Source organism: Pseudomonas sp. BIGb0176, from assembly GCF_024810175.1.
Classification (GTDB): domain Bacteria; phylum Pseudomonadota; class Gammaproteobacteria; order Pseudomonadales; family Pseudomonadaceae; genus Aquipseudomonas; species Aquipseudomonas protegens.
Map to the genome: position 1 here is coordinate 880,007 of NZ_JANUEC010000002.1, position 14,526 is coordinate 894,532.

General features: G+C 62.3%; 9 protein-coding genes, 2 tRNA genes and 1 pseudogene. 9 read left to right on the forward strand and 3 right to left on the reverse strand.

The features are described from left to right. Positions 1-16: 16 nt before the first annotated feature. The gene (locus M2395_RS14950) at positions 17-1,024 is read right to left on the reverse strand and encodes a DUF481 domain-containing protein (RefSeq protein ID WP_041751985.1); all 1,008 of its coding nucleotides are present in this window, start codon (positions 1,022-1,024) and stop codon (positions 17-19) included. A gap of 161 nt (positions 1,025-1,185) precedes the next feature. Here M2395_RS14950 and M2395_RS14955 point away from each other — a divergent pair, with 161 nt between their 5' ends. The 4 genes from M2395_RS14955 (at position 1,186) to M2395_RS14970 (ending at position 5,963) form a co-directional block, all read left to right on the forward strand. Next, the gene (locus M2395_RS14955) at positions 1,186-1,539 is read left to right on the forward strand and encodes an MGMT family protein (protein ID WP_015634389.1); all 354 of its coding nucleotides are present in this window, start codon (positions 1,186-1,188) and stop codon (positions 1,537-1,539) included. A 42-nt stretch (positions 1,540-1,581) separates the two neighbouring features. Further along, on the forward strand, positions 1,582-3,147 hold the full coding sequence (locus M2395_RS14960; RefSeq protein WP_011059601.1) for an AmpG family muropeptide MFS transporter: 1,566 nt from the start codon (positions 1,582-1,584) through the stop codon (positions 3,145-3,147). A gap of 129 nt (positions 3,148-3,276) precedes the next feature. Further along, complete coding sequence (locus tag M2395_RS14965) at positions 3,277-4,992, forward strand: proline--tRNA ligase (protein WP_019094460.1); 1,716 nt, start codon at positions 3,277-3,279, stop codon at positions 4,990-4,992. Positions 4,993-5,009: 17 nt separating this feature from the next. Next, positions 5,010-5,963, forward strand: a complete 954-nt coding sequence (locus M2395_RS14970) for a hypothetical protein (protein WP_053156652.1) — start codon at positions 5,010-5,012, stop codon at positions 5,961-5,963. Between the two features lie 63 nt (positions 5,964-6,026). Here M2395_RS14970 and dinB read toward each other — a convergent pair whose 3' ends face one another. Continuing rightward, positions 6,027-7,094 (reverse strand): DNA polymerase IV, encoded by a 1,068-nt coding sequence (dinB, locus tag M2395_RS14975; RefSeq protein ID WP_015634387.1) that lies wholly within the window; start codon positions 7,092-7,094, stop codon positions 6,027-6,029. Between the two features lie 295 nt (positions 7,095-7,389). Here dinB and M2395_RS14980 point away from each other — a divergent pair. The 5 genes and pseudogenes from M2395_RS14980 to M2395_RS15000 form a co-directional block, all read left to right on the forward strand. Continuing rightward, positions 7,390-7,466: transfer RNA gene (locus M2395_RS14980), tRNA-Met, on the forward strand. Positions 7,467-7,668: 202 nt separating this feature from the next. Further along, a tRNA-Met gene (locus tag M2395_RS14985) sits at positions 7,669-7,745 on the forward strand. Positions 7,746-8,022: 277 nt separating this feature from the next. Continuing rightward, positions 8,023-10,671: a bifunctional lysylphosphatidylglycerol flippase/synthetase MprF gene (gene mprF, locus M2395_RS14990; protein ID WP_015634386.1), complete on the forward strand. Its 2,649-nt coding sequence runs from the start codon at positions 8,023-8,025 to the stop codon at positions 10,669-10,671. Then, positions 10,671-11,969, forward strand: coding sequence for a virulence factor family protein (locus tag M2395_RS14995; RefSeq protein WP_123430172.1), 1,299 nt, complete (start codon positions 10,671-10,673; stop codon positions 11,967-11,969). Before mprF ends, M2395_RS14995 begins: the two co-directional genes overlap by 1 nt. Positions 11,970-12,067: 98 nt before the next feature. Beyond that, positions 12,068-12,223: pseudogene (locus tag M2395_RS15000) on the forward strand (DUF3077 domain-containing protein); the annotation flags it as partial. A gap of 167 nt (positions 12,224-12,390) precedes the next feature. On the opposite strand, the gene M2395_RS15005 reads toward M2395_RS15000, so the two are convergent. After that, positions 12,391-14,232: a potassium transporter Kup gene (locus M2395_RS15005; RefSeq protein WP_374046137.1), complete on the reverse strand. Its 1,842-nt coding sequence runs from the start codon at positions 14,230-14,232 to the stop codon at positions 12,391-12,393. Positions 14,233-14,526 lie beyond the last annotated feature (294 nt).

A 14,526-nucleotide genomic window follows, 5' to 3' on the forward strand; every position in this document is an offset into this window, starting at 1 on the left:
GCCCATGCGTCCCGGGTTACCAGGTCACGCCAAAGCCCACGGTGTAGCGGGTCTTGTCCAGATCGCTGTCTTCGGTACCGCGGATCAGGTCTTTTTCCGCCTTGAGGTTCAATGAAGCCCAGTCGGTGACCTTGTAGCGCAGCCCCATCTCGGCATCCAGTGCATAGTCGGCCACCCCCGAAAGCGGTCGCCCCACCTCGCCATTGGTGAAGAACTCCACCCGCTTGCCGATCAGGTAACGGTTGTAGTCCCACTTCATCGCCAGGGAATAGAAGTTGTCCTTGCCGCCATCGGCGTACTCGTAATCGGTACGGTTGAGCAGCGAGCCCAGGGAGAACGCACCCAGCTCATCATCCCAGAACTGGTAGCCGGGGCCGGTACCCACCACCCGCTGCCGCGCCAGGTCCTCGACCTTGTCCCGCTTGTAGGTCAGGCGCCCTTCCCAGAACCACTTTTCCGTGATGAAACGGTCCAGAGCGTACTCGGCGCTCCAGTTGTCCGTGGTCACCACATGATCCTGGAACTCACGGTTGTATTCGCCCTGGGCATTGTGGCGCCAGGCCCCGTGACGCGCCGAGGTCTTGAAGTCGATGTCGTAGTCATCGGTGTTCTTTTCGGCGCGCTTGTAGTCCATGGCCACATCGACGTTGCCTTTCCAGACCATGTCTTCCACCAGCGGCTTGGGCTTCATGATCTGCTGGATGCTCGCCAGCTCCACCGTCTTGGGCACCTCGCCGTTGGCCAGGATCACCTTGCCTTCGTCCGCCGCCTGCAGCGACTTGGCCTTCTCCCCGGTGTAGGCATCCTGCTTGACCAGCAGCTCCTGGTCGCTCTCCAGAGTCTTGACCTGCTTCCAGTCAATATTGATGGCACCGCCATAGTCGGTCTGGATCAACAGCTTGCCGCCGTCGAACACCTTGATCTTGCCACTCAGGCGATCACCGTTCTTCAACCACACGGTATCGGCCAATACAGGCATGGAGGCGCTGAGCACCGCGAAACACAGCAAAGTTCTAGGCAACATAAGCAATAGAGGACTCGATCTTGCGAAAAAAAACGGCATTATTCCTGCTGAACAAGCCTTAGTCAGGACTGACCCGGGTATTGAGAGTGAGTTCAATACTCATCCGGCTTTGATCACCACAGCCGACCAGCGTCCCTCCTCTATTATCTGGAACCGCGAATGTGACCGAACACAGCGAAGAGCCGCAAAGCCCTGCACAGATCCGACGTACGGCGCTGTACCTGACCCTGGCCCAGGTCCCCGAAGGCAGGGTGGTGAGCTACGGCCAACTGGCGGAGATGGCAGGCCTGGGTCGGGCGGCACGCTGGGTCGGGCGCACCCTCAGCCAGTTGCCCGCCGACACCAGCCTGCCCTGGCATCGAGTGCTCGGCGCCGGTGGTCGCCTGAGCTTGCCGGCCGGCAGTCCCTCGGGCGACGAGCAGCGGGCCAGACTGCGTGGCGAAGGTGTCTCTATCCTGAACAATCGCGTGGATATTCAGCGCCATGGCTGGCGCCCGGTGGAGCACAGCGGTTAGAGTGCGCGCTTTGTTTCCGTAATCTGAGGCAGACTTCAGCCCATGCCCCGTAAAACCTGGCGCGCCGCACTTGCCGCCTATGCCAGCCCCTCGACGCTCGTGCTGTTGCTGCTTGGTTTCGCCGCCGGCATGCCTTACATGCTGGTGTTCTCGACTCTTTCGGTGTGGTTGCGCGAGGCTGGTGTGGCCCGCGAAACCATCGGTTACGCCAGCCTGATCGGCCTGGCCTATGCCTTCAAGTGGGTATGGTCGCCCTTGCTCGACCAATGGCGCCTGCCCCTCCTGGGCAAGCTCGGTCGACGCCGTTCCTGGCTGGTGCTGGCGCAGACCCTGGTGATTCTCGGCCTGATCGGCATGGGTTTCTGCGACCCGCAAAAGCACCTTTCCTGGCTGATTGCCATTGCGGTGATCGTGGCATTCGCCTCGGCCACCCAGGACATCGCCATCGACGCCTACCGCCTGGAAATCGCCGACGACAGCCGCCAGGCCGCCCTGGCCGCCAGTTACATGTCCGGCTATCGGGTTGCCGTGCTGCTGGCCACCGCCGGCGCACTGTTTTTCGCCGAAGGCTTCGGCTCCACCGGTTTCAGCTACAAGCACTCGGCCTGGACCGGCACCTACGTGCTGTTCGGGGTGCTGATGATCCCGGCCCTGATCACCACCTTGCTGATGCGTGAACCCGCGGTGCCGCTGCGCACCCAACTGTCCGCCGGGCGCTACAGCTTCGCTCACCAGTTGATCTCGGTATTCGTGCTGATCGTGCTACTGGTTTCCGTCCCCGCCACCTTCACCCAGCTGTACAACACCGACTTCGCCAGCGTGATCTTCGACGGCGTCAGCCTGCTGGACCTGCTGCTGGAAGACCGCGCCTTCCTGCGTGCCATCCTCTACATCACCCTCAGCACCCTGTGCCTCTCGGCCATGGGCCGCCGGGGCCTGGCGCCGGTGCTGACGCCGGTCAACGACTTCATCCTGCGCTATCGCTGGCAAGCCTTTCTGCTATTAGGGCTGATTGCCACCTATCGCATGTCGGACACGGTCATGGGCGTCATGGCCAACGTGTTCTACATCGACCAGGGTTTCACCAAAGACCAGATCGCCGGGGTCAGCAAGATCTTCGGGCTGATCATGACCCTGCTCGGTGCCGGCATGGGCGGCCTGCTGATCGTGCGGTTCGGCATCCTGCCGATCCTGTTCATCGGCGGCGCCGCATCGGCCGGGACCAACCTGCTGTTCCTCATGCTTGCCGACATGGGCCCGAACCTGAAGATGCTGATCGTCACCATTTCCCTGGACAACTTCAGTTCAGGCATGGCCACTTCAGCCTTCGTCGCCTACCTGTCGAGCCTGACCAACCTCAAGTTCTCCGCCACCCAGTACGCCCTGCTCAGTTCCATCATGCTGCTGCTGCCGCGCCTGATCGGCGGCTATTCCGGGGTCATGGTGGAAAAGTTCGGCTATCACGACTTCTTTCTCATCACCGCGATCCTCGGGGTGCCGACACTGATCCTGATCGCCATTCACTGGTTCCAGGAGAGCCGCCGCGCCGGGCCGAAACCCGAGCCCGAAAGCTCCGCCAACAGCACCGCAGTCGGCGAAGAATCCTAGAAAATCCCGGGGGTTGCGCACTTTTCGCAGTAGCCCCCGGCCCCTCCGAGCGCAATCCTGTACGCCAGCGGAACTCGCCCGTACAATGCTCCGTCACTTCCAGTCTTCAGCAACCGACAACGGCCTACCATGCGCACCAGTCAATATTTGCTCGCCACACAGAAAGAAACGCCTTCCGACGCGGTCGTGATCAGCCATCAGCTGATGCTGCGCGCCGGCATGATCCGTAAACTGGCTTCCGGCCTGTACACCTGGCTGCCGATGGGCTTGCGGGTGATGCGCAAGGTTGAAGCCATCGTTCGCGAAGAAATGAACGCCGCGGGCGCGCTTGAAGTGTTGATGCCGAGCACTCAGCCGGCTGAGCTGTGGCAGGAATCCGGTCGCTGGGAAGAATACGGCCCGGAGCTGCTGCGCTTCAAAGACCGTCACGGTCGCGATTTCTGCGCAGGCCCGACCCACGAAGAAGTGATCACCGATCTGGCTCGCAACGAGCTGAGCAGCTACAAGCAGCTGCCGCTGAACCTGTACCAGATCCAGACCAAATTCCGCGATGAAATCCGCCCACGCTTCGGTCTGATGCGCGGCCGCGAGTTCATCATGAAGGACGCCTACTCCTTCCACGCCGACCAGGCGTCCTTGCAGGTCACCTACGACCGCATGCACCAGGCTTATTGCAATGTCTTCACCCGCCTGGGCCTGAAGTTCCGCCCGGTTGAAGCGGACAACGGCTCCATCGGCGGCGCCGGCTCCCACGAATTCCACGTGCTGGCCGAATCCGGTGAAGACGATATCGTCTTCAGCAACGGCTCCGACTACGCGGCGAACATCGAGAAGGCCGAGGCCGTGCCTCGCGAAACCTCGCGCCCAGCGCCAGCCGAAGAACTGCGCCTGGTCGATACGCCAGACACCAAGACCATTGCCGCGCTGGTGGAAAAATTCAATCTGCCGATTGAAAAGACCATCAAGACCCTGATCGTCCACGCCGAAGAGCCAGGCAAGCTGATTGCCCTGATCATCCGTGGCGACCACGAACTCAACGAAATCAAGGCCGCCAACCAGCCTGGCGTTGCCAGCCCGCTGGTCATGGCGTCCGATGCCGAACTGCGTGACGCCATTGGCGCCGGCGCCGGTTCCCTCGGCCCGCTGAACCTGCCGCTGCCGATCATCATCGACCGCTCGGTCGAGCTGATGAGCGACTTCGGTATCGGTGCGAACATCGACGACAAGCACTACTTCGGCGTCAACTGGGAACGCGATCTTCCGGTTCCGACCGTGGCCGACCTGCGTAACGTGGTGGCCGGCGACCCGAGCCCGGACGGCCAGGGCACCCTGGAAATCAAGCGCGGCATCGAAGTCGGGCACATCTTCCAGCTGGGCAACAAGTACAGCAAGGCGATGAAGTGCGAAGTGCTGGGCGAAAACGGCAAGCCGGTGACCCTGGAAATGGGTTGCTACGGCATTGGCGTATCCCGTGTGGTGGCTGCTGCCATCGAGCAGAACAACGATGCCAACGGCATCATCTGGAGCGACACCCTGGCGCCGTTCCAGATTGCCCTGGTGCCACTGCGCTACGAAACCGAGCAGGTTCGCGAAGCCACCGACAAGCTCTACGCGGAACTCACCGCTGCCGGCTTCGAAGTGCTGCTGGACGATCGTGACAAGAAGACCAGCCCGGGCATCAAGTTCGCGGACATGGAGCTGATCGGCATTCCTCACCGGATCGTGGTCAGCGACCGCGGCCTCGCCGAAGGCAACCTGGAATACAAGAGCCGTACCGAAGCCGAGGCGCAAGCACTGCCCGTGGCCGACGTACTGTCCTTCCTTCAAGCCCGTATCCGTCGCTGAAACCAGATAGAGAAGTCATGTTCAAGCGAAACACCTTAAGCCTCGGGGGCGCCGCTTTATGCGGCGCCCTGCTGGTCAGCGGCTGTGCCAACCAGATGTCGCAACGCAGCGAACACGAGGAACGTGTCGAGCGCAAACTGCTCGATCACAGCCTGCAGATCGATGTCGGTGAGCCTAAGGTGCTTGAGCTGCCGCAACGCCGAGTGCGCATTCACGAACAGAAGACCTTCGAAGTCACCGAGTTCGAGGTCACCCGCCGCTACGATCGCTACACGCCCTACCAACCCTGGCGCGAGGTCTACGAGATCCCGCTGGGCGCGGTGGCACTGGTGGCGGGCGTCGGGGCCAATGTGGTCAATGTGTTCGCCCTGGGCAACCTGCCGGACAGCGTGACCAAGGACTGGATCAGCTACGGCGTGTCCGGACTCAACCCGTTCATGAACATGCCGTCCCATGGCCGTGCCCAGCAGAACCTGGCAGCCATCGATGAAGTCCAGCGCGACAAGCGCCTGGAGTATTCGAGCCTGCCATGGAGCGAGCGCCCGGTGCAGGTCAAGGCCGGCAAGCAGACCTACGAGCTGAGCACCGACCGCAATGGCGTGCTGCGCTTGAACCTGCTGGACAATCCGTTTTCCGAGCAGGACCTGAATCACATCGGCAAGCTGCAGATCAGTGTCGAAGACGCTCAGGACGAAGTGCATTCGGACTCCTCCCTGAGCATCAGCAGCGGCCTGCGCAGCAAGTTGCAGGAAGCCCATGCACTGATCTACGACGACCTGGAAGATGATGAGGTGAGCCAGTGGGTGCACCGGGTCAAACGCCTGTCGGAGCTGGGCCTGGAGGAAGAAGCCAGCGAACTGGAGCAAAGCCTGATCGAGCTGACCCGCAACGATCCGGAGCTGCAGAACGAGTTCCTCAAGTCCCTGACCAAGAATGCCGGCCGCCTGGTGGCCGACCCCGGCAGCAACTGACCCCCTGTAGGAGCCGGCTGCCGGTGAAAGCGATGCCTCGGATGGATCGCAACCGGCCAGCCCCTACAACCCCCCTCGGAACAGCTCCAGCTGTTCATGAGCGCCGCGCATATCCTGCAAACGCACGCCAATTCCCAGCAGGCGCACCGGCTTGCCGCCGCGCTTGAAGGCCTGGGTCAGCAATTGCCGATAACTCTCCAGGTCACGCCCCGCCCCCGCCTGTTCCAGGGTGGTCTGGGTAAAATCATGAAACTTCACTTTGACGAAAGGCTTGCCCGGCCGGTAGCTGCTGTCGATGCGCGCCATGCGCCCCGCCAGGGTCTCCATCAGTTCCGGCAACTTCTGCAGGCAACTGTCCAGATCCGGCAGGTCCACGTCGTAGGTATTCTCCACGCTGATCGACTGCCGCCGGCTATCGTTCTGCACTGGCCGCTCATCGATGCCCCGGGCCAGGCTCCACAGGCGCTCGCCAAAACTGCCAAACTCGCGCACCAGCGCCAGCTTGCTCCAGTCCCGTAATTGCAGGCAGTCGACAATGCCCAGGCGCCCCAGCTTGTCCGCCGTGACCTTACCCACTCCGTGCAGCTTGCTCACTGGCAGCTCGGAGACGAAATCCTCCACCTGGTCAGGGGTGATCACAAACAGGCCGTTGGGCTTTTTCCAGTCACTGGCGATCTTCGCCAGGAATTTGTTCGGCGCCACCCCGGCCGACACGGTGATGTGCAACTGATTGGAAACCCGACGGCGAATGTCCTGGGCGATACGCGTGGCGCTGCCGGCAAAGCTCGGGCTTTCGGAAACATCCAGGTAGGCCTCGTCCAGCGACAAGGGCTCGATCAGGTCGGTGTAGTCGCGAAAGATCGTATGGATCTCTTTGGAAGCTTCCCGATAGGCCTCCATGCGCGGCTTGACGATCACCAGGTCCGGGCACAGGGTCAGGGCGTGCCGGGAGGACATGGCCGAGCGCACCCCATAGGCCCGCGCCTCATAATTGCAGGTAGCAATCACCCCCCGTCGATCCGCTGACCCGCCCACCGCCAGCGGCTTGCTGGCCAGGTGCGGGGCGTCGCGCATTTCGATGGCGGCGTAGAAGCAATCGCAGTCAATGTGGATGATTTTGCGCTGCATCATATAAAGGCAGAGATCATGAAAGGCACAGGTCGCAATGAAAGCAGAAGGCAAGTATCTACCGACACCTGTATATAGCACCAGTACCTTGCATCTTCGCGCTGACCTTCATCAGGTCCGGCTGAATTTATTTGCTCAATGACAACAACGCCTTCAATAGAGCTGCAAGCCCCGTTCTAGCTAGGCCCGAGCCTTCCGAAAAGCCCCTTCAAGGAAGCTAAGCGATTGAACCGGAAGCAATTTTCAAAATTTAATGATTGACAGGATCTGCCAGCTCTGTAGAATTCGGCCACACAGACGCGGGATGGAGCAGTCTGGTAGCTCGTCGGGCTCATAACCCGAAGGTCGTCGGTTCAAATCCGGCTCCCGCAACCAAACATCAAAAAAGGCTACTCGAAAGAGTGGCCTTTTTTGTGCGTGCCTGTTTTGTACTACTCCCTCTCAAACATGGCACAGGCAAAACTCTTTAGCTGTCGATGACTTAAGAGACAGAACTGGCCATTCGACGTTTATTTGACCTATTGGACCATTAACGGTTGACACTCGGTCGTTCGCCTGTAGAATGCCGCCACACAGACGCGGGATGGAGCAGTCTGGTAGCTCGTCGGGCTCATAACCCGAAGGTCGTCGGTTCAAATCCGGCTCCCGCAACCAAACATCAAAAAAGGCTGCTCGAAAGAGTGGCCTTTTTTGTATCTGTTGAAAAAGTCCTTTCGCAACAATGACCTGGCAAAGTGTTGCGAGCCGTTAGCGATGCTTCGACCCTTCAAGATGCGAGCTATGCTCTGTCTCGAGCGACCACCCGGTGGCCATTGCCCAGGGTCGCCGGGCCACGGTGAGACGCGTTAATATTTGAAACTATTTTTCCTACAGGGATTGGTAACTTGGCTGGATACCCCCATCCTGTCGCGCACAATCCACGAGGTGATTGATGCGCGCCAACACGTCTGATTCACAAGACAGCGATACCACTACCGCCACTCAACCTGTGACAGCCACTCGCTTGCGCTGGCTGGACCTGTTGAGCAAGTACCGCCAACCCCTGGGCCTGGCCATAACCCTGCTGCTGTTCGCCATTGCCCTGATCGCTTGCCGTCACCTGCTCAGCGAGCTGGATTTCTACGCCCTGCACGACTCGATCCTCGAAGTGCCCAAGCCGGCCCTGCTCGGCGCCCTGGGCGCGACCATCGTCGGCTTCATTATTCTGCTGGGGTACGAGTGGTCCGCCAGCCGTTACGCCGGGGTCAACCTGCCCGGCCGCACCCTAGCCCTGGGCGGCTTCACCGCTTTCGCCATTGGCAACGCCATTGGTCTGTCGCTGCTGTCCGGTGGATCGGTACGTTATCGCCTGTACGCACGTCACGGGCTGGGGGCCTCCGACGTCGCGCACATGACCCTGTTTGCCAGCCTCTCTCTGGGTTGTGCCTTGCCACCGCTGGCGGCCCTGGCCACCCTGAGCAACTTGCCGGCAGCCTCGGCGGCCCTGCGCCTGCCTGAAAGCCTGCTGGCCGGCATTGCCCTGGCTATTCTTCTGCTGGGCGCGGTACTGGCGGTCGGTATCTATCGCCGACGCCTGCCGGAACAGCCCCTGCGCGACAACCTGTTGGTCCGGGTCGGACGTCGCACCCTGCGCCTGCCTGGACGCCGCCTGACCTTCCTGCAACTGATCATCACCGCCCTGGACGTCGCCGCAGCCGCCACCGTGCTCTACCTGCTGCTGCCCGAAGCGCCGCCGTTCGGCGCCTTCCTGCTGGTGTACCTGCTGGCCTTGGCCGCAGGTGTGCTCAGCCACGTGCCCGGTGGCGTCGGGGTGTTCGAAGCCATCCTCCTCGCGGCATTCGCCGACAAGCTCGGCGCCGCGCCCCTGGCGGCCGCATTGCTGCTGTATCGCCTGATCTACGTAGTGCTGCCGATGCTGGTGGCCTGCGTCCTGCTGCTGATCAACGAAGCCCAACGCCTGTTCCAGACCCGGCAATCCCTGCGGGTAGCTTCCGGCCTGGCGGCGCCGATCCTGGCGGTGCTGGTGTTCCTGTCAGGCGTGGTGCTGCTGTTCTCCGGCGCCACCCCGGAAATCGATACCCGCCTGCAGCACATCGGCTTCCTGATTCCCCACCGCCTGGTGGACGCTTCGCACTTCGGCGCCAGCCTGATCGGCGTACTCTGCCTGCTGCTGGCCCAAGGCCTGCGCCGGCGCCTGTCCGCCGCCTGGATGCTCACCACCATTCTGTTGCTGGTGGGCGCCCTGCTCTCGCTGCTTAAAGGCTTTGACTGGGAAGAAGCCTGCTTGATGACCCTCACCGCCAGCCTGCTGGCGGTGTTCCGGCGCTCGTTCTATCGCCCCAGCCGCCTCACCGAACTGCCGTTCTCGCCGCTGTACCTGGTGGCCAGCGTCTGCGTGCTGGGGGCTTCCATCTGGCTGCTGCTGTTCGCCTATCAGGACGTGCCCTACAGCCATCAACTGTGGTGGCAGTTCACCCTCGACGCCGACGCACCCCGGGGCCTGCGCTCGCTGTTGGGAGCTGCGGTGCTGTTGCTGGTGGTGTCCCTGACCTGGCTGCTGCGTACCGCACGCCCGGTCATCCACCTGCCCACCAGCGACGAGCTGGCCAAGGCCGCGAAGATCCTCATGGCCTCGTCCCAACCTGACGGCGGCCTGGCCCTGACCGGCGACAAGGCGCTGCTGTTCCACCCCAACGACGATGCCTTCCTGATGTACGCCCGCCGGGGCCGCAGCCTGGTGGCGCTGTACGACCCCATCGGCCCGACCCAGCAGCGCGCGGAAATGATCTGGCAGTTCCGCGACCTGTGCGACCTGCACCACGCGCGCCCGGTGTTCTACCAGGTACGGGCGGAAAACCTGCCCTACTACATGGACATCGGCCTGACGGCGATCAAGCTCGGCGAAGAAGCCCGGGTCGACCTCAAGCGCTTTGATCTGGAAGCCAAGGGCAAGGAGATGAAGGACCTGCGCTACACCTGGAACCGCGGCACCCGCGACGGCCTGTCGCTGGAGATCCACGAGCCGGGGCAAGCGCCGATGGACGAGCTGAAAGTGATCTCCGACGCCTGGCTCACCGGCAAGAATGTCCGCGAGAAAGGCTTCTCCCTGGGCCGCTTCAGCGACGACTATCTCAAGCACTTTCGCATCGCCATCATTCGTTTTGAAGGGCGCCCGGTGGCCTTCGCCAACCTGCTCGAGACCTACAGCCACGACCTGGCCAGCCTCGACCTGATGCGCGCGCACCCGGACGCGCCGAAGCTGACCATGGAGTTCATGATGGTCGGCCTGATCCAGCATTATAAAAATCATGGATATGCCCGCTTCAGCCTGGGGATGGTGCCGTTGTCCGGCCTGCAACCACGGCGTGGCGCACCGCTGACCCAGCGCCTGGGCTCGATGGTGTTCCGCCGTGGCGAACAGCTGTACAACTTCCAGGGCCTGCGCCGTTTCAAAGACAAGTTCCAGCCTGACTGGGAACCCCGTTACATGGCCGTGCCGGCAGGGCTGGACCCGCTGGTTGCACTGGCCGACACTGCCGCCCTGATCGCAGGCGGCTTGACTGGATTGGTGAAACGCTAATGATTCAACGCTCTTGGCGGTACCTGCTGGCGACCCTGGTGGTGCTGGCTCTGATTGCAGGTGGCGGCTACTGGTGGTGGAACCGCCCCGCTCCCGAACCGACCCTGGAACAACTGACTCAGGCCGACGGCTCGACCCTGACCCGCGTGACCCCAGGTACCCAGGCCAAGGCCCGGGTAGTGGTGGCAGTGCTGCCTGACGCGACCCTGACCGACAAGCAACTGCTGGCCCTGAGCCGCAGCGGCGCGGCGCAGATCGTCCAGGTGGTCCTGCCCAAGGACGACTGCAAGCTGCAGGAACAAGCCCTGCAGAACGCCCTGCCGCAACTCGCCGGCCCGGCCACCCTGGTCAGCGGCATCGGCCCGGGCGCAGCCCTGGCCTGGCGCTGGATCGCCAGCCAGAACGACGACAAGGCCCAGGCCGTGTCGGTAGGCTTCACCATCAACCCGGCGCCCGGCTGCACCGATCCCTTGCCCAAGACCCTGGCCCACGGCCATTGGCTGGTGGCCTGGAACGACAACCCGGATGACGAAAGCGCCGGCTTCGTGCGTGATACCCCCAACGCCACCACCAGCATCAGCGACTACGACATCCACCTGCCCCAGGTGCTGAACAACGAGTTGCGCAAGCTGCTGGTGGGTTCGGAAAACGGCGGCCTTAGCATCCCCGTGGTGGAAGTGCCGGCCGGCCAGACCAAGGACACCGTGACCCTGTTCCTCTCCGGCGACGGCGGCTGGCGCGACCTGGACCGCGACGTGGCCGGCGAAATGGCCAAGATCGGCTACCCGGTGGTGGGCATCGACACCCTGCGCTACTACTGGCAGCACAAGACCCCGGAACAGAGCGCCATCGACCTCACCGAGCTGATGCAGCACTACCGGCAGAAATGGGGCACCAAGCGCTTCGTGCTGACCGGCTACTCCTTCGGCGCCGACGTGCTGCCTGCCATCTACAACCGCCTGCCGGAAGCCGAGCAGCAGCGTGTCGACGCCATTATCCTGCTGGCCTTCGCCCGCACCGGCAGCTTCGAGATTGAAGTCGAAGGCTGGCTGGGCAACGCCGGCAAGGAAGCCGCTACCGGCCCGGAAATGGCCAAGCTGCCGGCCGCCAAGGTGGTGTGCATCTACGGCGTGGAAGAGGTCGATGAAAGCGGTTGCACCGACAAGACCGCCGTTGGTGAAGCCATGAAGCTGCCAGGGGGCCATCACTTCGATGAGAACTACCCGGCACTGGCCAAGCGCCTGGTGGATGCCATCGAGAAGCGCCAGGCCAAGGATCAGGCCACCGCTCAAGAGTGAGCCGAGCCTCGCCCGACAAAGCCCCCGCAGCCTCAGGTTGCGGGGGCTTTTTTACATCGACGGTATAAATGCCCTCACTGATTGGGGACGGGTTAGGTTTGTGGGAAGCCTCCGACCTGCCGACCCTGGCCAAGGCCTTTGCCAAGGACGCCGCCTACAGCAAGGACAGCGATCGTCACGCCTGGGCAGCGTACTACCTGACCGCCATGGGCAAGGCGGTGGTGGACGATGTGGTGCAGGCGCTAGCCGCGTAACGACCAAGGGCGATCTCGGGGCCGGTGGGCTCCGGGAGAAACCGTCCTGTCATTAGCATCGATGTCGATGGCCGGTCCGTTATCGCGAGCAAGCTCGCTCCTACAGGGCCGTGAAACGAAAAAGCCCCCGCTGCCGCAAGGCAACAGGGGCTTTTGTCTGGTCGGGTTTACATCTCGACCTGAGTACCCAGTTCGATCACCCGGTTCACCGGCAGCTTGAAGAAGCGCAGGTTGCCGTTGGCGTTCTTCAACATGAAGGCGAACAGCGCTTCGCGCCAGCGGGCCATGCCCACCAGCTTGGAGGCGATCACGGTTTCACGACTGAGGAAGTACGTGGTGCGCATGGGACTGAAGTCCAGCTCGTCCAGGTGGCACAGTTTCAGGGCCTCCGGCACGTCTGGCTCGTCAGTGAAACCGAAGTGCAGGATCACCCGGAAGAAACCTTCGCCGTAGGAGTCCACCTCGAAGCGCCGATTTGCAGGCACTCGTGGAATGTCCTCGTAGACCACCGTCAACAGCACCACTTGTTCGTGCAGCACCTGATTATGCAGCAGGTTGTGCAGCAAGGCGTGGGGCACGGCGTCTGGACGGGCGGTGAGGAACACGGCAGTGCCCTGCACCCGATGCGGCGGCTGTACGCGGATGCTGCTGATAAAGATTGGCAGCGGCAGCCCGCCTTCGTCCAAGCGATCCACCAGCAATTCCTTGCCGCGCTTCCAGGTGGTCATGAGGATGAACAGCACGATCCCCGCCAGCACCGGGAAGGCGCCGCCCTGGAAGATCTTCGGCACGTTGGCGGCGAAGAACAGCCCATCCACCAACAGGAATCCCAGCAGGAGCGGCACCACCAGCATCGGCGGCCACTTCCACAGCAGCAGGATCACCGCCGACACCAGGATGCTGGTGATCAGCATGGTCCCGGTCACCGCCACGCCGTAGGCCGAAGCCAGGGCACCGGAGGACTCGAAACCGAGCACCAGCAGGATCACACCCACCATCAGCGCCCAGTTCACCGCGCCAATGTAGATCTGCCCCTGCTCGGCGCTGGAAGTGTGCTGAATGTGCATCCGCGGGATGTAACCCAGCTGGATCGCCTGACGAGTCAGGGAGAAAGCCCCGGAAATCACCGCCTGGGACGCGATCACCGTGGCCAGGGTGGCCAGCACCACCAGCGGAATCAGGGCCCAGCTCGGCGCCAGCAGGTAGAAGGGGTTGCGGGCGGCTTCAGGGTTTTCCAGCAGCAGCGCGCCCTGGCCGAAGTAGTTCAGCACCAGCGCCGGCAACACCAGGGCGAACCAGGCCCGGGCAATGGGCTTGCGCCCGAAGTGCCCCATATCGGCGTACAAGGCTTCGGCACCGGTCAATGCCAGAACCACCGCCCCGAGGATGGCGACCCCCATGCCCGGATGGACAATGAAGAAGCGCACGCCCCACATCGGGTTCAACGCCTGCAACACCTCGGGGTGCTGGAGAATGCCATTGACCCCCAGCCCGCCCAGAACCACGAACCAAGCCACCATCACCGGGCCAAACAGCTTGCCGATGCGATCAGTGCCGTGTTTCTGGATCAGGAACAAGGCCACCAGTACCACCAGCGCCATCGGCACCACCCAGTGTTCCAGGCCGCTGAATGCCAGCTCCAGGCCCTCGACCGCCGACAGCACGGAAATCGCCGGAGTGATCATGCTGTCGCCATAGAACAGCGCCGCCCCGATCAGGCCCAGAATCACCAGCATCGAACGCAAGCGCGGATAGGAACCGGAAGCCCGCCTGGCCAGCGCGGTCAGGGCCATGATGCCGCCCTCGCCCTGGTTGTCGGCCCGCAGGACGAACAGCACGTACTTGATCGAGACGACCCAGACCAACGACCAGAAAATCAGGGCCAGGATGCCAAACACCCCGTCATGATTGACCTGAACCCCATAATGGCCGGCAAACACCTCCTTGAGGGTGTAGAGCGGACTGGTGCCGATATCGCCATACACCACCCCGACCGCCGCCACCAGCATCCCCAGAGGCTTGCCCCCGGAGTGCTCGCCACTCGCCGCCTGACTACTTGCCTGACCCATCAATGACTCCTACTACTCAAGACCGGGGCTTCTTATATAGAAAGCGCAAGGTTATACAAGCGCTATTCTCTTAAGTTGCGCAGTTTGCCATGTAATTTGCAGATTCTTATTACCACTAAGGCACCAACTAACACCGTATGAAAGCAACCGGGCATAACGGGACGAAGCATAGTCCAGCGCTCGTCGTATTTCCCCCGCATAAAGCTGGTCAAGCGCTTCGACCATCGCTAGAAT

What these genes read in the sequence shown, in the direction of transcription:
- M2395_RS14950 (WP_041751985.1), bottom strand. Translation starts at nt 1,024, where the DNA reads ATGTTGCCTAGAACTTTGCTGTGTTTCGCGGTGCTCAGCGCCTCCATG.
- M2395_RS14960 (WP_011059601.1), top strand. Translation starts at nt 1,582, where the DNA reads ATGCCCCGTAAAACCTGGCGCGCCGCACTTGCCGCCTATGCCAGCCCC.
- M2395_RS14965 (WP_019094460.1), top strand. Translation starts at nt 3,277, where the DNA reads ATGCGCACCAGTCAATATTTGCTCGCCACACAGAAAGAAACGCCTTCC.
- M2395_RS14970 (WP_053156652.1), top strand. Translation starts at nt 5,010, where the DNA reads ATGTTCAAGCGAAACACCTTAAGCCTCGGGGGCGCCGCTTTATGCGGC.
- dinB (WP_015634387.1), bottom strand. Translation starts at nt 7,094, where the DNA reads ATGATGCAGCGCAAAATCATCCACATTGACTGCGATTGCTTCTACGCC.
- mprF (WP_015634386.1), top strand. Translation starts at nt 8,023, where the DNA reads ATGCGCGCCAACACGTCTGATTCACAAGACAGCGATACCACTACCGCC.
- M2395_RS14995 (WP_123430172.1), top strand. Translation starts at nt 10,671, where the DNA reads ATGATTCAACGCTCTTGGCGGTACCTGCTGGCGACCCTGGTGGTGCTG.
- M2395_RS15005 (WP_374046137.1), bottom strand. Translation starts at nt 14,232, where the DNA reads ATGCTGGTGGCGGCGGTCGGGGTGGTGTATGGCGATATCGGCACCAGT.